Below are 19,089 nucleotides of genomic sequence, written 5' to 3' on the forward strand. Positions count from 1 at the left end.
ATGGGTCGGCGGCGGACGCATTCTCGGCACGTTCTGCGCCCGCAGGCATCTCGATGGGCGGCATTTGTTATGCTGCTGCGCATCAACCCGCGCCGATCGCGATGTAATGCCCGTCACCCGAAAAATCATCCACTGCGATTGCGACTGCTTCTATGCCGCGGTCGAGACGCGCGACGACCCGCGCCTGCGCGGACGGCCGCTGGCGGTGGGCGGGCGCGCGGAGACGCGCGGCGTGATCGCCACCTGCAACTACGAGGCGCGTGCCTTCGGCGTGCATTCGGCGATGCCCACGGCGCGCGCGCTGCAGCTTTGCCCGCAACTGATCCTGCTGCCGCCCGACTTCGAACGCTACCGCGAGGCCTCGCGCAACATCCTCGCCATCTACCGCGACTACACGGCGCTGGTCGAGCCGCTGTCGCTCGACGAGGCCTATCTGGACGTGAGCGGTGTCGACCGCTGCCGTGGTTCGGCCTCGCTGATGGCGCAGGAGATCCGCGCCCGCATCCATGACGAGGTCGGCATCACCGCCTCGGCGGGCATCGCGCCCAACAAGTTCATCGCCAAGGTGGCGAGCGACTGGAACAAGCCCGACGGCCAGTTCGTCGTGCGCCCGCAGGACGTCGACGCCTTCGTCGCCGCGCTGCCGGTGAAGAAGATCTTCGGTGTAGGCAAGGTCACCGCGGCCAAGCTCAACCGGCTCGGCGTTAACAGCTGCGCCGACCTGCGCGCCTGGAACGTGGCCGATCTGACCCGGGAATTCGGCAGCTTCGGCGCCAGCCTGCACCAGCTGTGCCGCGGCGTCGACGAGCGCCCGGTGCAGCCCGACCGCGTGCGCAAGTCCTTGTCGGTGGAGACGACCTACACACCGGATCTGCACGATCTCGACGCCTGCCGCGCAGGTCTGCTCGCATTGCTGGAAGACTTCCGCCGCCGCTTCGAGCGCGCGCGCGACCGCCCGCCGGTGCACAAGGCCTTTGTGAAGGTGCGCTTCTCCGACTTCAGCCGCACCACCGCCGAATGCGTCAGCAACGCGCCCGACGACGCGGTATGGCTGCGTCTGCTCGCCGAGGCGCACGGGCGCAAGGCGCTGCCGGTGCGCCTGCTCGGCGTGGGCGTGCGCTTTGCCGAGGACGATGGCGGCGCGCCGGCGCAGAGTTCGCTCTTCGATGCAGCGCTTGCGCCCGCCGCGCCCGAGCGCCGCTAGCGGCGAAAACCGCGCACGTGGTGCGTGGCACGGTGGGTGGATGAGGGTCGGGCTTGCGGCTGGTCGCGCCCGCAGCCCGCCTCAGCGCTCACCCCTCAACCCTTCAACCCTTCAACCCTTCGACCCTTCGACCCTCAACCATCACGCGTTCTTGCGCTTCTGCCACAGCACGTCACCGCGCCCGCCGGCACGGTTGAGCACACGGCCGAGCACGAACAGCAGATCGGACAGGCGGTTGAGGTACTGGCGCGGGGCGTCGTTCACCGCCTCTTCCAGCGCCAGCGCCACCAGCGCGCGCTCGGCGCGGCGGCACACGGTGCGGGCGTGGTGGGCGTAAGCGGCAGCGCGCGTGCCGCCGGGGAGGATGAAATCCTTGAGCGGCTCGAGCGGCTCGTTGAAGCGGTCGAGTTCCTCTTCCAGGTGCGTGACCTGCTTGTCGGTGATCATGCTCATGCCCGGGATGCACACCTCGCCGCCCAGGTCGAACAGGTCGTGCTGCACGTTGGTCAGCAGCACGCGCACGTCCTCGGGCAGCTCCTCGCACAGCAGCAGGCCGATGATGGCGTTGGTCTCGTCGACCTCGCCCAGCGCGTGGATGCGCAGGCTGTTCTTGGAGACGCGCTTGCCGTCGCCCAGGCCGGTGGTGCCGGCGTCGCCGGTGCGGGTGTAGATTTTGGAGAGGCGATTACCCATGGTGTGCTCGTGTCCCGTTCGTTGGTTGACGTGAGCGTCAATTATAGGCGCCGCAGCCGAAATTGACTTCGATTCGAGTGCGGCATACGATGCGATACGTTTTGTATTACAGGAAGCCGTCGCCATGACCCTGTCGATCCGCCTCGACCCCGAGCTCGAGGCCGAACTCGCGCGCGCCGCGGCGCAGACCGGGCGCAGCAAGAGCGAGCTGGTCAAGGCCAGCCTTCGGGAATACCTCGCCCGCGTCGTGCCGCGCAAGACACCGTATGAACTCGGCAAGGACCTGTTCGGCGACCCGTCGGCTGCTGCGGCAACGCTCGACCTCACCAGCAAGGACCGCGTCCGCAGCACCATCGTGGAGCGGCTGCGTGCTGAGAACGATCGCTGATTCCGGGCCGCTGATCGCGCTGTTCGAGCCCGCCGAGCGCAATCATGCGCGCGTGCGCAGCTTCATCGAAAATTACGAGGGCGCCTTGCTGACCACCTGGCCGGTGCTGACCGAAGTCGGCCACATGCTCGGCCATTCGGTCGATCGCCAGCTTGCTTTCCTGGAATGGGTGGAGCGCGGTGGCGTCGAGGTCACGACGCCTGGCGCCGGCGCCGTTTCCCTGATCCGCCAGCTCTCCGAAAAATACCGCGACCTGCCGATGGACATCGCCGACGGGTCGCTGATCGTGCTCGCGCTGGAAAGCGGTGTGCGCGACATCCTCACGCTCGACCGGGACTTCGACGTCTATCGTCTGCCCGATCGTTCCCGATTCAACAACGTCCTGGCCACAACCTGACATGAAATCCGCCGAAATCCGCGACGCCTTCCTCAAGTTCTTCGAATCCAAGGGCCACCAGATCGTGGCCTCCAGCTCGCTCGTGCCGCACGAGGACCCGACGCTGCTGTTCACCAACGCCGGCATGAACCAGTTCAAGGACGTGTTCCTCGGCTTCGACAAGCGCGCCTACACCCGCGCCACCACCTCGCAGAAATGCGTGCGCGCCGGCGGCAAGCACAACGACCTCGAGAACGTCGGCTACACCGCGCGCCACCACACCTTCTTCGAGATGCTGGGCAACTTCAGCTTCGGCGACTACTTCAAGCGCGACGCCATCTCGTACGCCTGGGAATTGCTCACCGAGGTCTTCAAGCTGCCCAAGGACAAGCTCTGGGTCACGGTGTATGCCGAGGACGACGAGGCCTACGACATCTGGACCAGGGAAGTCGGCGTGCCCGCGGAGCGCGTGATCCGCATCGGCGACAACAAGGGCGCGCGCTACGCCTCGGACAACTTCTGGATGATGGGCGACACCGGTCCCTGCGGCCCGTGCACCGAGATCTTTTACGACCACGGCGAGCATATCTGGGGCGGCCCCCCGGGATCGGCCGAGGAAGACGGCGATCGCTACATCGAGATCTGGAACAACGTGTTCATGCAGTTCAACCGCGACGAGCAGGGCGTGATGCATCCGCTGCCCAAGCCCTCGGTGGACACCGGCATGGGCCTGGAGCGCATCTCGGCTGTGCTGCAGCACGTGCACGCCAACTACGAGATCGACCTCTTCCAGGCGCTGATCAAGGCTGCTGCGCGCGAAACTTCCAGCGCAGACATGGAGTCGCCTTCGCTGAAAGTGCTGGCCGACCACATCCGCGCCTGCTCCTTCCTGATCGCCGACGGCGTGATCCCGGGCAACGAGGGCCGCGGCTACGTGCTGCGCCGCATCATCCGCCGCGCCATCCGCCACGGCTACAAGCTCGGCGCGCGCGCCGCCTTCTTCCACAAGATGGTGCCGGACCTGGTCGGCGAGATGGGCAGCGCCTATCCCGAACTCAAGGACGGCGAGCGCCGCATCATGGACGTGCTGCGCCAGGAAGAGGAGCGCTTCTTCGCCACCATCGAGAACGGCATGACGATCGTCGAGGCCGAGCTCGCCGCGATGGAGAAGGCGGGCAACAAGGTCTTCGACGGCGACACCGCCTTCAAGCTGCACGACACCTTCGGCTTCCCGCTCGACCTCACCGCCGACATCTGCCGCGAGCGCGAGGTCACCGTGGACGCCGCCGCCTTCGACGCCGCGATGGCACGGCAGAAGGAGCAGGCGCGCGCCGCCGGCAAGTTCAGGATGGCGGCCAACCTGGACTACGACGGCCCGGCGACCACCTTCCACGGCTACGACGTGCTCGAGGAGAAGGGCAACATCCTCGCGCTGTACAAGGACGGCGCCCCGGTCAATGAGCTGCTCGAGGGCGAGATGGGCGTGGTCGTGCTCGACCACACCCCGTTTTACGCCGAGTCCGGCGGTCAGGTCGGCGACCGCGGCGAGTTGCGCGCCGCCGCCGGCATCTTCGGCGTGGAAGACACGCAGAAGATCCAGGCCGCGGTGTTCGGTCACCACGGTGTGGTGCGCACCGGCAGGCTCGCGGTGGGCCAGGGCGTGGCCGCCCGGGTGGACGTCGCCGCACGCGCCGCCACCGCGCGCAACCACTCGGTCACGCACCTGATGCACAAGGCCTTGCGCGAGGTACTCGGCGCCCACGTGCAGCAGAAGGGCTCGCTGGTCGACGCCGACAAGACCCGCTTCGACTTCGCCCACACCGCGCCGATGAGCGCCGAGGAGATCCGCGAGGTCGAGGAAATCGTCAACCGCGAGGTCCTCGCCAACGCCGCGACCCAGGCCGAGTTGATGGCGCTGGAGGCGGCGCAGAAATCCGGCGCGATGATGCTGTTCGGCGAGAAGTACGCCGACGAGGTGCGCGTGCTGTCGATCGGCACGTCCAAGGAACTGTGCGGTGGTACCCACGTCGCGCGCACTGGCGACATCGGCCTGTTCAAGATCGTCGCCGAGGGCGGCGTCGCCGCCGGCATCCGCCGCGTCGAGGCGATCACCGGCGAGAACGCGCTGCGCTACGCTCAGGAGCAGGAGCGCCGCGTGCAGGGCATGTCCGCGTTGCTCAAGGTCCAGCCCGACGAGGTCGCCGAGCGCGTCGCCGGCATCCTCGACAACGTGCGCGCGCTCGAGAAGGAACTCGCCCGCCTCAAGAGCAAACTCGCCGCCAGCCAGGGCGACGAGCTGGTGAACCAGGCGGTGGAGGTGGGCGGCATCAAGGTGCTCGCAGCGCTCCTCGAAGGCGCCGACGTGCCGACCCTGCGTGACACCATGGACAAGCTCAAGGACAAGCTCAAGTCGGCGGCGATCGTGCTCGCCGCCGTGGCCGACGGCAAGGTCAGCCTGATCGCCGGCGTCACCGCCGACCACACCGCCAAGGTCAAGGCCGGCGAGCTGGTCAACTTCGTCGCCCAGCAGGTCGGCGGCAAGGGCGGCGGCCGCCCCGACATGGCCCAGGCCGGCGGCACCCAGCCCGAAAACCTGCCGGCGGCGCTGGCGGGGGTGAAGGCGTGGGTGGCCGGGAAACTGTAAGCGTCTTGCTTTGAGCTCCCCCCACGACACTCGCTGCCGTGGGGGGAGTTGCGATCGAATTGAGCTATGCCTTGTTCAGGCCAAGCGGGCATTCCGTGGGGCACCCGAGCGGGCTTGCTCAGGGAGCCACCCCCAACACAAAATTGCCAATGCCGATTCCCGACTACCAAACGCTAATGCACCCTTTGCTGCGCCTCGCCGGTGATGGCGGGGAACACCGTTTTCGTGACGCAGTGGAGCACTTGGCTGCACAGTTCGGATTGACGGATACCGAGCGCGGCGAACTTCTTCCGAGTGGTACTGCACCTGTTTTCGATAACCGAGTGGGCTGGGCCAGGACCTACCTCAAGCAGGCTGGTCTGATTCAGTCGGTAAAGCGGGGTATCTTCAGGATCTCTGAGTCCGGGGCTGAGCTACTTGCCCGAGGGCCGGATCGAATTGATACCTCGACGCTTGAGCGCTACGAGGCTTTCCTGGCATTTCGCAATCGAAGACGCGAACGAGGCGAAGGCGATACGCGCGAGCAGGCTGAAGCTGTGAACGAAGACCTCACTCCGGAGGATGCGCTTGCCGCGGCCTATCAAAAGCTCCGGAAGAGTCTCGAAGCCGACCTGCTTGATCAGGTGAAAGGCTCATCACCGGCATTTTTTGAACGGCTGGTGATCGATCTGCTTGTATCGATGGGTTACGGTGGTTCGCGGCGTGATGCAGGTCGAGCCATTGGCAAGAGTGGTGATGGTGGCATCGACGGCATCATCAAAGAGGACAAGCTTGGACTCGATGCGATCTACATTCAGGCCAAGCGATGGGAGGGGACCGTTGGTCGGCCTGAAATCCAGAAGTTCGCTGGAGCACTTCAAGGGCAAAGAGCGACCAAAGGGGTCTTCATCACCACTTCAAATTTCAGCCGAGAAGCGGAAGAGTACGCCAGCATCATCAACACTAAGATCATTCTGCTGGACGGCGAACGCCTTGCCACGCTGATGGTGGATCACAATGTCGGCGTGTCGATGCTCGGTGTCTATGAGTTGAAGAAAGTGGACTCCGACTATTTCGAAGGCGACTAGAGCAGCGGTGTCGGCAGGCTTGGACAGTTAAATTTATGGGGTGGCTCATGGCTCGACTCGTCGCGTTTCTAGCATTACTGGCAATGCCTCCTGCCTTTTCCGCGGGGCCACAAACGACGATATTGCCCTCAGGCATCACCGTCGAGACCTACCGTGTGGGCGAGGCCGGTTCGCCGCCGACACTCGCGGACGTGGTGCGGGTGCATTACCAGGGCACGCTCGCCGATGGCAAGGAGTTCGACAGTTCCTACAGCCGCGGCCGCCCGACCGAGCTGCCGCTCGAGGCGCTGATTCCGTGCTGGCAGGAGGTGCTGCAGCAGATGAAGCCGGGCGGCGCGGTGCGCATCGTGTGCCCGCCGGAGACCGCCTACGGCGGCCGTGGCGTCGCGGGAAAGATTCCGCCCGACAGCACGCTGAACTTCGTGATCGAGCTGCTCGAGGTCAAGCGCTGAGCGTGCATTCGTCCGACGCGCGCCGGCGGCACCCATGCCGATGAGTCCGCTCGTTTCGGCCTACGCCACGCTTCTGAGCGCGATCGTGCTCGAGGTGATCGGCACCACGCTGCTGCAGAAGTCGGCGCAGTTCACCCGGCTGTGGCCCACGCTCGGCATGGCGGTGTGCTACCTGGGCTCGTTCTGGCTGCTGTCGCTGACCTTGCGCACGATTCCGGTGGGGCTGGCCTATGCGATCTGGAGCGGGCTGGGGATCGTGCTCATCTCGCTGATCGGCTGGCGAGTGTTCGGCCAGGCGCTCGACCTGCCGGCGATGATCGGGCTGGCGTTGATCATCGCCGGGGTGATGGTGGTCAATCTGTTTTCGAAGTCGATGCCGCACTGAGCGTGCTCAGTCCGCCGTCGCCAGGCAGGCGTGCGTCGGCGCCGGCGCTCCGCAGTGCTGCCAGCTCGGCGCGGATCGCGCGCAGCTCGCTGAGCACCGCGTCGTGGTCCATGCTCACCAGCTCGCGGGTCTGCTCCTGCTCCTCGTGCTCCACCGTGCTCATCGAATCCACGACGATGGCGATGAAGAGGTTGAGCACCGCGAAGGTGGTGAGCAGGATGAAGACGACGAAGAAGATCCACGCAAGCGGGTAGGCCTCCATGACCGGGCGGACGATGCCCATCGACCACGACTCCAGGGTCATGACCTGGAACAGGGTGTAGAACGAGGCGCCGATGGTGCCGAACCACTCCGGGAAGCTGGCGCCGAAGAGCTTGGTCGTCATCACCGCGGCGACGTAGAACACGAGCAGCAGCAAGGTGAGCACCGAGCCCATGCCGGGGATGGCCTTGAGCAGCGCATTGACGACCTTGCGCATCGAGGGCACCACCGAGATGAGGCGCAGCGCGCGCAGGATGCGCAGCGAACGCAGCACCTGCAGGCCTTCGCCGGTGGGGGCGAGGGTGAGCGCGACGATGATGAAGTCGAACACGTTCCAGCCGCTGCGGAAGAAGCGCAGCCGATACACGAAGAGCTTGAGCGCGATCTCGACCACGAACACTGCAAGCGCGCTGCGGTCGAGCGCGAGCAGCAGGCCACCGGCCTTTTCCATCGCGGTGGTTGAGGTCTCGAGGCCGAGCGTGATCGCGTTGATGATGATCACGACGATGATGAAGCGCTGGAAGGCGGCGGATTCGACGAGGCGTTGGAGAGTCGAGGTCATTTGAGATTCTCTGAGAGAACGAGGGAGGTGGCCGCGAGGCAGGTGTGCCGCGGCCGCAATCGTGGATCAGGTTGTTTGCGCTTCCTTGCGCCCGCTGTGCCACAGGCTCGCCACCACCGCGATCGCGAGGAGGGTGCCGACCACCGCGAGCGATACCAGCACCGGGATCTTCACCCAGTCGACGATCAGCATCTTGGTGCCGATGAAGACCAGGATCGCGGCCAGGCCGTACTTGAGCAGCTCGAAGCGGTCGCCGAGGTCGGCGAGCAGGAAATACATCGCGCGCAGACCGAGGATGGCGAAGAGGTTGGAAGTGAGCACGATGAAGGGGTCGGTGGTGATCGCAAAGATCGCCGGGATGCTGTCGACCGCAAAGATCACGTCCGAGATCTCGACCAGCACCAGGGCGAGGAAGAGCGGGGTCATCATGCGCACGCCGTCGCGCATCACGAAGAAGCGCTCGCCCTCGAGCTTCTCGGTGACCGGGTAGTGGCTGCGGATCCAGCGGATGAAGGGGTTCTTCTCCAGGTCCGGGTCGTGCTCGGCGAACCACACCATCTTGATACCGGTGGCGACCAGGAAGGCGCCGAAGAGGTAGAGGAGCCAGTGGAACTCGGTGATCAGCCAGCTTCCGGCAAAAATCATGATCGTGCGCAGGATGGTCGCGCCGACGATGCCGTACAGCAGCACACGGCGCTGCAGTTCCAGCGGCACCGCGAAGAAGCTGAAGATCATCATCCACACGAAGACGTTGTCGACCGCGAGCGACTTCTCGACCAGATAGCCGGTGACGAAGGCGAGCGCCTGCTCGTTGGCCAGCGCGCGCCCGAGAGTGCCGTCGAGATACCACCACAGGCCGGCGGCAAAAAGCAGCGACACCGTGACCCAGGCGAGCGACCAGCCCGCTGCCTCCTTCAGCGACACCCGATGCTGCTTGCCGCCACCGAAGGCGAACAGGTCCACCAGCAGCATCGTCCCCACGATCGCGGCGAAGGCCGCCCACATCCACCACGTTCCGATCGATTCCATCGCGCGCTCCACACCAAAACAAAAAGGGCCTGTTCCCGAAGGACACAGACCCTTGCGTATGCCTTGCGCGCACGGACCTTGCCCTTGGGCAAGGTCTCGCTTGCAACGAACGAGCGAATTCCGTCGTTGCCCCCGGCACCGGGAGGCGGTCTGGCGACCGGCCTACCGTATTGACGATGCCGCGGCGAAAAAGCTACTCCCCTTGATTGGTCGGAGTGTGTCTGTTGCGCTGCGGCAATGTCAAGCGGTGCGTGTGAAGGCGGCCGGTGCCCCGCGGTCGACACCCCGTAACGGCTCGGGCATGATCGGCGGCATCCGGTTCGCCTGCCATCCTTTGTGGGCTGCCGGCGCCTTTTTTTCTATCGTCCGGATCCCATGGAAATCGTCTTTCTCATCGCTCTCATCGTGCTCAACGGTCTCTTTGCCATGTCCGAGATTGCGCTCGTAACCGCGCGCCGGGCACGCCTCGCACGGCTTGCCCAGGACGGTGACGGCGCGGCCGAGGTGGCGATCAAGCTCGGCGATGACCCGACCCGCTTCCTGTCCACGATCCAGATCGGCATCACCTCGATCGGCATCCTCAACGGCATCGTCGGTGAGGCCGCGCTTGCCGGGCCGCTCGCTGAATGGCTTCAGGGCCTGGGCCTTGAGCAGCGCGTGAGCGAGATCGGTTCGACCGTGCTGGTCGTGGTGGTGATCACCTACGTGTCGATCGTGGTCGGCGAGCTGGTGCCCAAGCGCATCGGCCAGATCGATCCGGAAGGCATCGCCCGCCTGGTGGCGCGTCCGATGAACGTGCTGTCGGTCGCGTCGCGCCCGTTCGTCTACCTGCTCGCCAGCTCCACTGCGCTGCTGCTGCGTCTGATGGGGCAGCGCGAGATCGCCGGGCCCAGCGTGACCGAGGAGGAGATCCACGCCATGCTGGTCGAAGGCTCCGAGGCGGGCGTGATCGAGAAGAGCGAGCACGAGATGGTGCGCAACGTGTTCCGCCTCGACGACCGCCAGATCGCCTCGCTGATGGTGCCGCGCTCCGACATCGTCTCGCTCGACCTCGCGCACCCGCTCGAGGAGAACCTCGAGCGGGTGGCGTCCTCGGCCTATTCCAGCTTCCCGGTGTGTCGCGGCGGGCTCGACGACATCCTCGGTATCGCCAGCGCCAAGAAACTCTTCAACCAGTCCCTGCGCGGCGAGGTGATCGACCTCACGAAGGAGCTTCAGCCGGCGGTGTACGTGCCCGAGTCACTGACCGGCATGGAGCTGCTCGACCAGTTCCGCGCTTCGGGCACCTACACCGTGTTCGTGATCGACGAGTACGGCGAGGTCCAGGGCATGGTCACGCTGCACGACGTGATCGAATCGGTGACCGGCGAATTCCTGCCGCACGACACCGAGGAGGCCTGGGCGGTGCAGCGTGAGGACGGGTCGTGGCTGCTCGACGGCCTGATCCCGATCGTCGAGCTCAAGGACCGCCTCGGCATCAGGACCGTGCCGGAAGAGGACAAGGGCCGCTACCACACGCTGTCGGGCATGGTGATGTGGCTGCTCGGTCGCCTGCCGGGCACCGGCGACATCGCCACCTGGGAGAACTGGCGGCTCGAGGTCATCGACCTCGACGGCAAGCGCATCGACAAGGTGCTGGCGACGCAACTGCCTGAACCCGCGCCGGCCGAAGTGCTCGGTGCCCAGCAGGAAGCCGACGCGGCGGCGGACCGGAACGACGACGCATGATCGACCAGGTCGCCGAAAAGGTCGTCCGCCGCGTCATCCTGGGCTTCCTGCTCGGTGGCCTGCTGCTGCTGAGCTACGCGGTGCTGCACATGTTCATCGTGCCGGTGGCGTGGGCGGTGATCCTTGCCTTCGCCACCTGGCCGGCCTACCGTCGGCTACGGGCCTCGATGCGGCGTTATCCCACCCTGAGCGCGCTGCTGATGACGCTGCTGCTGAGTGCGGCCTTCGTGCTGCCCGGGCTGTGGATGGGGATGCTGCTGCGCACCGAGGTGGGAGTGGCGATTGCGGCGGTGACGGCACAGATCAAGGAGGGCTCGCTGGTGCTGCCGGATTTCGTGCGCTCGCTGCCGTGGATCGGCGACGGCCTGCAGGCCCTGATCGAGGACCTCACGCGCGATCCAGAGGCCCTCAGGACGCGGATGACCGAGTGGGTGAGCCAGGGTAGCGACCAGTTGGTGGCGTTGATCGGCGACGTCGGGCGCAATGCGGCGAAGCTTGGCTTTGCGCTGATCACGGTGTTCTTTCTCTACCGCGATGGCGAGCGCCTGCTTGCGCAAGTGGTGGCGGTGCTGCGCCGCTTCCTCGGTGAGCGGGTCGATGCCTATCTGGCCGCCGTGGGCGGCATGACCAAGGCGGTGGTGTGGGGGCTGATCGCCACCGCGATCGGCCAGGGCATCGTTGCGGGCCTGGGATACTGGTGGGCGGGGGTGTCGGCGCCGGTGCTGATGGGCGCGGTCACCGCGATGATCGCGATGATCCCCTTCGGCACGCCCTTCGCCTGGGGCTCGATCGGGGTGTGGCTGCTGGTCAGCGGCAACACCGTCGAGGGCATCGGTCTGCTGTTGTGGGGCGCGCTGGTGGTGAGCTGGGTCGATAACCTGGTGCGCCCGCTGGTCATCAGCAGCGCCACCCGCATCCCTTTCCTGCTGGTGATGTTCGGCGTGCTTGGCGGATTGGCGGCGTTCGGACTGGTCGGCCTGTTCCTCGGCCCGGTGGTGCTGGCGGTGCTGATGGCGGTGTGGCGGGAATGGCTCGAGGAGTCCCAGTTCGGGCGGCTGGCGCCGCCGCGCTGAAAGCTCGGGGCGCAGCCTCAGGTGCCGTACTTACGCACCAGCGTGTCGTGCAGTGCGACGAATTCCTGCGACAACTTGTGCTTGGGGTCGAGGTGGATCATCGGCTTGGCCTGCTCGTGCGATTCCTTGATCTTCACCGAGGCCGACAGATAGGGCTGCAGCACGGGCAGGCCCTCGTCGATCAGCTCCTGCACCACCTTCTGCGGCAGGCTGGCGCGCGGCTGGAACTGGTTGACGACGATGCCTTCCACCTGCAGGTCGCGGTTGTGGTCGGCCTTGATCTCCTGCACGTTTTCGAGCAGCGAGTACAGCGCCCTGCGCGAGAACTCGTCGCAATCGAAGGGGATCAGGCAGGCATCGGCAGCGATCAGCGCGGAGCGGGTGAAGAAATTGAGCGCGGGCGGCGTGTCGATGTACACGCAGTCGAAGTCCTCGGAGAGTTCTTCCAGTGCGTCGCGCAGCTTGTAGATCTTGTAGCGCGATTCGAGCTTCCCCTGCAGTTCTTCAAGCAGCGGATGCGAGGGCATGACGTGCAGGCCCTCGAACGGCGTGGCGACGACGAATTCGGCAGTGGCGCGCGGGTTGAGCTTGAAGTTGAGCGTCTGGTCGAAGAAGTCCGCCAGCGTGACATCGAGATCGTCGCTGGCGGCGCCCAGCAGGTACTGGGTGGAGTTGCCCTGCGGGTCGAGGTCCACGACCAGGGTGCGTTTGCCCTGCTGGGCGCTGATTGCCGCCAGATTGCAGGTGATCGTCGATTTTCCGACGCCGCCCTTCTGATTGAACACCACTCGCCGCATGAAGGTCTCCCCGTGTTGTTTGCAGGCGTGGTGGGATCGCCGCGCCCGGAGCCCGCATTCTGCCAAAAGCACGGCAGTCCGGGGCGCTTGCTTCATTGACGCGGACAGGCGTCATTGCACGGCGGTCCTGCCAAAGGGGGGGCGGCTGCGCTAAACTCCCGCGACGTCACTCGAGGCCGTTCCCGCGTCATGCTGGCGCGAACAATAACAAAGCCTTTGCGAACATCCCGAACGATGGACCCGTGTCCGTGCTGCCCGGCCGACACGTGCCGTGCCGATCCCGTTAGATCGGTGCGGCGTCACGACACAGCCACAACATAAACCTCAGTGTTCCGAGAGGGGAGAACATGGATCAGGATTTCATCACCGCTGCGCTCGACTATCACCGCTCGCCCACGCGCGGCAAGATTTCGGTCGTGCCCACCAAGGGCCTCACCAACCAGCGTGACCTTGCGCTTGCTTATTCGCCGGGCGTGGCCGCGGCCTGCGACGCGATCGTTGCCGACCCTGCCGAAGCCTTCGAGCTCACCAGCCGCGGCAACCTGGTGGCGGTGGTCACCAACGGCACCGCGGTGCTCGGCCTGGGCAACATCGGTCCGCTCGCATCCAAGCCGGTCATGGAAGGCAAGGGCTGCCTGTTCAAGAAGTTCGCCAACATCGACGTCTTCGATATCGAACTGGCCGAGAACGACCCCGACAAGCTGATCGACATCATCGCCGCCCTCGAGCCCACGCTGGGCGGCATCAACCTCGAGGACATCAAGGCGCCGGAGTGCTTCTACATCGAGAAGAAGCTGCGCGAGCGCATGAAGATCCCGGTCTTCCACGACGATCAGCACGGCACCGCGATCATTTCCTCGGCGGGCCTGCTCAACGGTCTCAAGGTCATCGGCAAGGACATCGACAAGGTCAAGCTGGTGTGCTCGGGCGCAGGTGCGGCGGCGATCGCCTGCCTCGACCTGATGGTCAGCCTCGGTCTCAAGCGCGAGAATATCTTCGTCTGTGACTCCAAGGGCGTCATCTACCAGGGCCGCGACGAGAACATGGAGCCCACCAAGGCGCGCTACGCTCAGGAAACGGCCGCGCGCACCCTGGGTGAGGCGATCATCGGCGCCGACGTCTTCCTCGGCCTGTCGACCGCGGGCGTGCTCAAGCCCGAGATGGTGGCGAAGATGGCCGACAAGCCGCTGATCTTCGCCCTAGCCAACCCCAACCCCGAGATCCTGCCGGCCGATGCCAAGGCCGTGCGCCCGGACTGCATCGTCGCCACCGGCCGTTCGGACTTCCCGAACCAGGTCAACAACGTGCTGTGCTTCCCCTTCATCTTCCGCGGCGCGCTGGATGTGGGCGCGACCACGATCAACGAGGAGATGAAGCTCGCCTGCGTGAAGGCGATCGCCGAGCTCGCCGAAGCCGAGGCGAGCGACATCGTCGCCAGCGCCTACGGCGGCCAGGAGCTGAGCTTCGGCCCCGAATACATCATCCCCAAGCCCTTCGATCCGCGCCTGATCGTCAAGATCGCGCCCGCGGTGGCGAAGGCGGCGATGGATTCGGGCGTGGCGACCAAGCCGATCGCCGATTTCGACGCCTACGTCACCAGCCTGAACGGTTTCGTCTATCAGTCGGGCATCGTCATGAAGCCGGTGTTCTCGGCCGCCAAGGCGGTGCCGATGGAACAGAAGCGCGTGATCTACGCCGAAGGCGAGGACGAGCGCGTACTGCACGCGGTGCGCGTGGTGCTCGACGAAGGTCTGGCGCGTCCGATCCTCATCGGTCGTCCCGAGGTCATCGAGATGCGGATCAAGAAGATCGGTCTTAACCTGGTGCCCGAGCGCGACTTCGAGATCGTGAATCCGGAGTCCGATCCGCGCTACCGCGAGCTGTGGAACGAGTACTACAAACTTTTGAGCCGTGACGGCGTGACGCCGGACCTGGCCAAGGCCAAGATGCGGCGCGACACGACGCTGATCGGCATCATGCTGCTGCGCCGCGGCGATGCCGATGCGATGGTGTGCGGCACCTTCGGCTCCTACGACTACCACCTCAAGCAGGTAGCCGACGTCATCGGCCTCGCGCCCGGGGCCAAGCAGTTCGCGGCGATGAACCTGCTGCTGCTCACCAAGCGCATGCTGGCGGTGACCGACACCTATGTGAACGAGAACCCGAGTGCCGAAGAGGTTGCCGAGATCGCCCGCATGGCAGCCGACGAGCTGCGCCGCTTCGGTATCGAGCCGAACGTCGCCTTGTTGTCGCACTCGAACTTCGGCAGCTCGAATTCGGCTTCGGCACGCAAGATGCGCAAGGCCTGCGAGATCCTGCACGCGACCTCGCCCGACCTCAACGTGGACGGCGAGATGCACGGCGACGCGGCGCTCTCGGTGGAGATGCGCGACAAGCTGCATCCGGACTCGCGCCTCAAGGGCGAGGCGAACCTGCTGGTGATGCCCAATCTCGACGCTGCCAACATCTCCTTCAACCTGATGAAGATGGCCAACGGCGATGGCGTGTCGGTGGGGCCGATCCTGCTCGGCGCAGCCAAGGCGGTGCACATCGTCACCCCGTCGGCCACAGTGCGTCGCCTGGTGAACATGACCGCGCTCGCGGTGGTGGACGCCAAGGAGACGCGCAACGCCGGCCTGTAATGCGATCGGGCGGCACGTGTTTGGCGCTGCCCCTGCGCGGGCGTCGCGCGTGACGCCCGCGGTGAAGCTTTCGGGGGCAGTCCTGCGAGGGGCTGCCCCGCTTTGTTCCTGTCGTAGCGGAAGTGTCCGATGAAGAATCCTAGATCGTTCCTCCTGCGCCCGTTGCTGCTCGCGGGCGTGCTCGTCCTGACCGCGCCCGTGGCAGTCGCCGCCGACTGGCTGCTGGCGGCCCCTGCGCTGCAGGTCGTGCCTGGCCAGCGCTTCGAGGTGGTGGTGATCGGCGACGGCAGGGCGGCGAACTGGCCCGCGCGTCTGCCCGCGAGCATCGAGCTGCCCGGCGGCGGTCCGCGCATCGCGGTCGAGCTGGTGGCGATCGGCAGGGCGGAGGCGAATGCGCGCCAGCGCCGCTACTTTGCGCGCTGGCCGATGGAGGTGGCGGGCGTGGCCACGCTCGCGCTCACCGACCACCCCTCGGCGCGCCTGCTGCTCGATGGCGGCGCGGCGACCCGCGTGGTTTCGGCACCGGCCCCCGCGCCTGCGGGCGGGGTGAGCGCGGGCGAAGCGACTGCATCTGCCGCGCCGGTCGCGGCGGCGCCCGCCTCCTCAGTCGCGCCAATGGGGCGCGTAGCCGACGTGCCCGCGGATCCGGCACTGGTCGAGCCGTCGGCATTCGGGTTCCATGAGCCGATGTACTTCCTCATCGGCGGCAAGGACCCGGTGAGCGCCCGCTTCCAGTTCAGTTTCCGCTACCGCATCTTCGACGAGCAGGGCGTGGTCGCGGAGACGATTCCGGTGGCGAGCGGGGTGTACTTCGGCTTCACCCAGACCTCGCTGTGGGACCTGCAGGGCGAATCGAAGCCGTTCCGCGATTCGAGCTTCCGGCCGTCGCTGTTCTACCGCTGGGGGCTCGACGACCCTGACCAGCGCGGCGCGCTCGCCCTGTACGGTGGCTACGAGCACGAATCCAATGGCAAGGAGGACATGCCCTCGCGCAGCATCGACACCCTGTTCGTGCGTGCCGATGCGCGCATTCGGGTGGATGACTCCGGCACGTATGTCGGCATCGCGCCCAAGGTGTGGACCTACCTCGATCGCGAGGACAACCCCGACATCGCGCGCTACCGTGGCCATGCCGAACTCGGCCTGCGCATCGGTCGCGACGACGCGCTGATGTTCTCGACCCTGATCCGGCGCGGCACGGAGGGCAAGATGGGGACCCAGTTCGACCTGTCTTACCCGCTGCGGCGCAGCGTGTTCTCCGGGGTGGGAGCGTTCGTTCACCTGCAGGCCTTCAAGGGTTACGGCGAAACCCTGCTCGAGTACGACGAGAACAAGGAGACGCAGTACCGGCTGGGAATTTCGCTGGTACGCTGAACGTGCCCAACCGCCCCGATCGACGCGGCCCCTCGAGGGCGGCGCAACAAGCCAGACGAGGAGATCACCCATGACTCATGCGATCCGTTTTCACCGCACCGGCGGCCCCGAGGTCCTGCAGTGGGAGGCGGTCGAGCCGCCGCCGCCCGGTCCTGGCGAGGTCCGCCTTCGCCATCATGCGGTGGGGCTCAACTTCATCGACACCTATCACCGCAGCGGGCTGTATCCGCTGGCGCTCCCCTCCGGCCTCGGCATGGAAGGCGCGGGCGTGGTCGAGGTGGTGGGCGAGGGGGTGAGCGAGGTGAAGGTGGGCGACCGCGTGGCCTATACCAACGGCCCGCTCGACGCCTACTCGGAGGTGCGCACCATTCCCGCGCGCCACCTCGTCGTGCTGCCCGATGAGATCGCCTTCGAGCAAGGGGCGGCGATGATGCTGCAGGGCATCACCGCGCACTACCTGCTGCATTCCACCTACCCGGTGAAGGCCGGCGAAACGATCCTGGTGCACGCTGCGGCGGGCGGCGTGGGCTCGATCCTGGTGCAGTGGGCCAAATTGCTCGGCGCCACCGTGATCGGCACCGTAGGCAGCGACGACAAGGCGGTGCGCGCGAAGGCGCTCGGCTGTGACCACGTGATCGTCTATTCGCGCGAGAAATTCCCCGCGCGTGTGCGCGAGCTCACCGGCGGCAAGGGGGTGGCGGTGGTGTACGACTCGGTCGGTCGCGACACCTTCCTCGCTTCGGTCGCCTGCCTGCAGCGCCGTGGCACCATGGTGAGCTACGGCAACGCCACCGGCCCGGTCGCGCCCTTCGACTGCGCGCTGCTGCACAAGGCGGGCTCGGTGTATGTGACTCGCCCCGGGCTGCCCGACTACATCGTGACTCGCGAGGAACTCCTCGAGCGCGCGACCGCGTTGTTCGAGGTGGTGCGCAGCGGCAAGGTGAAGATCGAGGTGATGCAGCGTTACGCGCTGAAGGACGCCGCCCAGGCGCATCGCGACCTGGAAGCGCGCAAGACCACCGGCTCGACCGTGCTGCTGCCCTGAGTTTAAGGGCGGGGGCGGACAGCCTCGGGTAAAATCCGCGCCATGAATTCTGCAGCCCATACCCCGGTCGAGCCGGGCTTCGTGCCTAGCGCTCCGCGCTTCGTTCACCTTCGCCTCCATTCCGAATACTCGATCACCGACGGCATCGTCCAGATCGACCAGGCGATCGCCGCCGCGGCCGACGACGGCATGCCGGCGCTCGGCATCTCCGACCTCGCCAACCTGTTCGGCATGGTCAAGTTCTACAAGAGCGCGCGCGGCAAGGGCGTCAAGCCGATCATCGGCGTCGATGCGTGGATCCAGAACGAGGCCGAGCGCGACAAGCCGCAGCGGGTGCTGCTGATCTGCCGCAACCGCGCCGGCTATGGCCAGTTGTCAGAGCTGCTCACGCGCGCCTATCTCGACAACAAGCACCGCGGCCGCGCCGAGATGCGTCGCGAGTGGTTCGAGAACGGCGCGGCGGCCGATCTGCTGTGCCTGTCGGGGGCGATGAGCGGCGACATCGGTGCGGCGATCGCCGCAGGCAATGTCGAGCAGGCGGAGCAGCTCGCTGCCGACTGGGCGCGGCTGTTTCCGGGCGCCTTCTACATCGAGGTCCAGCGCGCCGGCCATCCCGGCACCGAGCGCTACATCCGCCACGCGGTGGACATCGCCGGCCGCCTCGGCCTGCCGGTGGTGGCTACCCACCCGGTGCAGTTCCTCAAGCGCGATGACTTCAAGGCGCACGAGGCGCGGGTGTGCATCGCCCAGGGCTACGTGCTCGCCGACAAGCGCCGGCCACGCGACTTCACCGAGGAGCAGTACCTCAAGAGCCAGGCGGAGATGTGCGAACTGTTCGCCGACCTGCCCGAGGCGCTCGAGAACGCCGTCGAGATCGCCCGCCGCTGCTCGCTGACCGTGCAGCTCGGCAAGAACTTCCTGCCGCTGTTCCCGACCCCCGAGGGCATGACGCTGGACGACTTCCTGGTCCAGGAGGCCAAGGCCGGCCTGGAGCGGCGCCTGGCCCAGCTCTACCCGCACCCGGACGAGCGCGAGAAGCAGCGTCCGCGCTACGAAGAGCGCCTCAAGTTCGAGACCGACACCATCATCCAGATGGGCTTTCCCGGCTACTTCCTGATCGTGGCCGACTTCATCCGCTGGGGGAAGAAGAACGGCGTGCCGGTCGGCCCGGGCCGCGGTTCGGGCGCGGGCTCGCTGGTGGCGTATTCGCTCGACATCACCGACATCGATCCGCTCGAGTACGCGCTGCTGTTCGAGCGCTTCCTGAACCCGGAGCGGGTGTCGATGCCCGACTTCGACATCGACTTTTGCCAGGACAACCGCTACCGCGTCATCGAGTACGTGCGCGAGCGCTACGGCAAGGACGCGG

Annotated in this window: 17 protein-coding genes; 13 read left to right on the plus strand and 4 right to left on the minus strand. The window is 66.2% G+C overall.

Annotated features, from left to right (window positions below; translation table 11 throughout):
* The first annotated feature begins 106 nt into the window (after window positions 1–106).
* Complete coding sequence (dinB, locus tag RBT54_RS08350) at window positions 107–1,204, plus strand: DNA polymerase IV (RefSeq protein ID WP_320366053.1); 1,098 nt, start codon at window positions 107–109, stop codon at window positions 1,202–1,204.
* A 141-nt stretch (window positions 1,205–1,345) separates the two neighbouring features.
* Here the strand turns inward: dinB and RBT54_RS08355 are convergent, their stop codons facing one another.
* Window positions 1,346–1,897, minus strand: a complete 552-nt coding sequence (locus RBT54_RS08355) for a cob(I)yrinic acid a,c-diamide adenosyltransferase (RefSeq protein ID WP_320366055.1) — start codon at window positions 1,895–1,897, stop codon at window positions 1,346–1,348.
* Between the two features lie 124 nt (window positions 1,898–2,021).
* On the opposite strand from RBT54_RS08355, the gene RBT54_RS08360 reads away from it, so the two are divergent.
* From RBT54_RS08360 to RBT54_RS08385, 6 genes are all read left to right on the plus strand, one after another.
* Window positions 2,022–2,285, plus strand: coding sequence for a ribbon-helix-helix protein, CopG family (locus RBT54_RS08360; RefSeq protein WP_320366057.1), 264 nt, complete (start codon window positions 2,022–2,024; stop codon window positions 2,283–2,285).
* Entirely contained in the window at window positions 2,266–2,682 is a 417-nt protein-coding gene (locus RBT54_RS08365) for a PIN domain-containing protein (RefSeq protein ID WP_320366059.1), read from the plus strand. The genes RBT54_RS08360 and RBT54_RS08365 overlap by 20 nt, the downstream gene beginning before the upstream one ends.
* 1 nt (window position 2,683) lies before the next feature.
* Window positions 2,684–5,305 carry an alanine--tRNA ligase gene (gene alaS / locus RBT54_RS08370; RefSeq protein ID WP_320366061.1) on the plus strand — a complete coding sequence of 874 codons (2,622 nt, stop codon included), beginning with the start codon at window positions 2,684–2,686 and terminating at the stop codon, window positions 5,303–5,305.
* 149 nt (window positions 5,306–5,454) lie between these two features.
* Complete coding sequence (locus RBT54_RS08375) at window positions 5,455–6,372, plus strand: restriction endonuclease (protein ID WP_320366063.1); 918 nt, start codon at window positions 5,455–5,457, stop codon at window positions 6,370–6,372.
* Between the two features lie 122 nt (window positions 6,373–6,494).
* The gene (locus RBT54_RS08380; RefSeq protein ID WP_320366065.1) at window positions 6,495–6,824 is read left to right on the plus strand and encodes an FKBP-type peptidyl-prolyl cis-trans isomerase; all 330 of its coding nucleotides are present in this window, start codon (window positions 6,495–6,497) and stop codon (window positions 6,822–6,824) included.
* 40 nt (window positions 6,825–6,864) lie between these two features.
* Window positions 6,865–7,209 (plus strand): SMR family transporter, encoded by a 345-nt coding sequence (locus tag RBT54_RS08385; RefSeq protein ID WP_320366066.1) that lies wholly within the window; start codon window positions 6,865–6,867, stop codon window positions 7,207–7,209.
* On the opposite strand, the gene RBT54_RS08390 is transcribed toward RBT54_RS08385, so the two are convergent.
* Both RBT54_RS08390 and RBT54_RS08395 read right to left on the minus strand, forming a co-directional pair.
* Entirely contained in the window at window positions 7,178–8,032 is an 855-nt protein-coding gene (locus RBT54_RS08390; protein WP_320366068.1) for an ion transporter, read from the minus strand. The two genes, RBT54_RS08385 and RBT54_RS08390, sit on opposite strands and share 32 nt — an antisense overlap.
* A 66-nt stretch (window positions 8,033–8,098) precedes the next feature.
* The gene (locus tag RBT54_RS08395) at window positions 8,099–9,061 is read right to left on the minus strand and encodes a TerC family protein (RefSeq protein WP_320366070.1); all 963 of its coding nucleotides are present in this window, start codon (window positions 9,059–9,061) and stop codon (window positions 8,099–8,101) included.
* A 375-nt stretch (window positions 9,062–9,436) separates the two neighbouring features.
* Here RBT54_RS08395 and RBT54_RS08400 point away from each other — a divergent pair, with 375 nt between their 5' ends.
* Together RBT54_RS08400 and RBT54_RS08405 are read left to right on the plus strand one after the other, a co-directional pair.
* A complete protein-coding gene (locus RBT54_RS08400) occupies window positions 9,437–10,789 on the plus strand; it encodes a hemolysin family protein (protein ID WP_320366072.1) in 1,353 nt (450 codons plus the stop codon).
* On the plus strand, window positions 10,786–11,862 hold the full coding sequence (locus tag RBT54_RS08405; protein WP_320366074.1) for an AI-2E family transporter: 1,077 nt from the start codon (window positions 10,786–10,788) through the stop codon (window positions 11,860–11,862). Before RBT54_RS08400 ends, RBT54_RS08405 begins: the two co-directional genes overlap by 4 nt.
* Before the next feature lie 17 nt (window positions 11,863–11,879).
* Here RBT54_RS08405 and RBT54_RS08410 read toward each other — a convergent pair whose 3' ends face one another.
* A complete protein-coding gene (locus tag RBT54_RS08410) occupies window positions 11,880–12,659 on the minus strand; it encodes a ParA family protein (protein WP_320366078.1) in 780 nt (259 codons plus the stop codon).
* 347 nt (window positions 12,660–13,006) lie between these two features.
* Here RBT54_RS08410 and RBT54_RS08415 point away from each other — a divergent pair, with 347 nt between their 5' ends.
* The 4 genes from RBT54_RS08415 to dnaE all read left to right on the plus strand — a co-directional run.
* On the plus strand, window positions 13,007–15,301 hold the full coding sequence (locus tag RBT54_RS08415) for an NADP-dependent malic enzyme (protein WP_320366080.1): 2,295 nt from the start codon (window positions 13,007–13,009) through the stop codon (window positions 15,299–15,301).
* A 129-nt stretch (window positions 15,302–15,430) separates the two neighbouring features.
* Window positions 15,431–16,675 carry a phospholipase A gene (locus RBT54_RS08420; RefSeq protein ID WP_320366082.1) on the plus strand — a complete coding sequence of 415 codons (1,245 nt, stop codon included), beginning with the start codon at window positions 15,431–15,433 and terminating at the stop codon, window positions 16,673–16,675.
* 70 nt (window positions 16,676–16,745) lie between these two features.
* Window positions 16,746–17,720, plus strand: coding sequence for a quinone oxidoreductase (locus tag RBT54_RS08425; protein ID WP_320366084.1), 975 nt, complete (start codon window positions 16,746–16,748; stop codon window positions 17,718–17,720).
* 42 nt (window positions 17,721–17,762) lie between these two features.
* Window positions 17,763–19,089, plus strand: a 1,327-nt coding sequence (gene dnaE, locus RBT54_RS08430) for a DNA polymerase III subunit alpha (RefSeq protein WP_320366086.1), incomplete at its 3' end; no start/stop codon positions are given.

The organism is Thauera sp. (assembly GCF_034003485.1).
In the GTDB taxonomy this organism is placed as follows: domain Bacteria; phylum Pseudomonadota; class Gammaproteobacteria; order Burkholderiales; family Rhodocyclaceae; genus Thauera.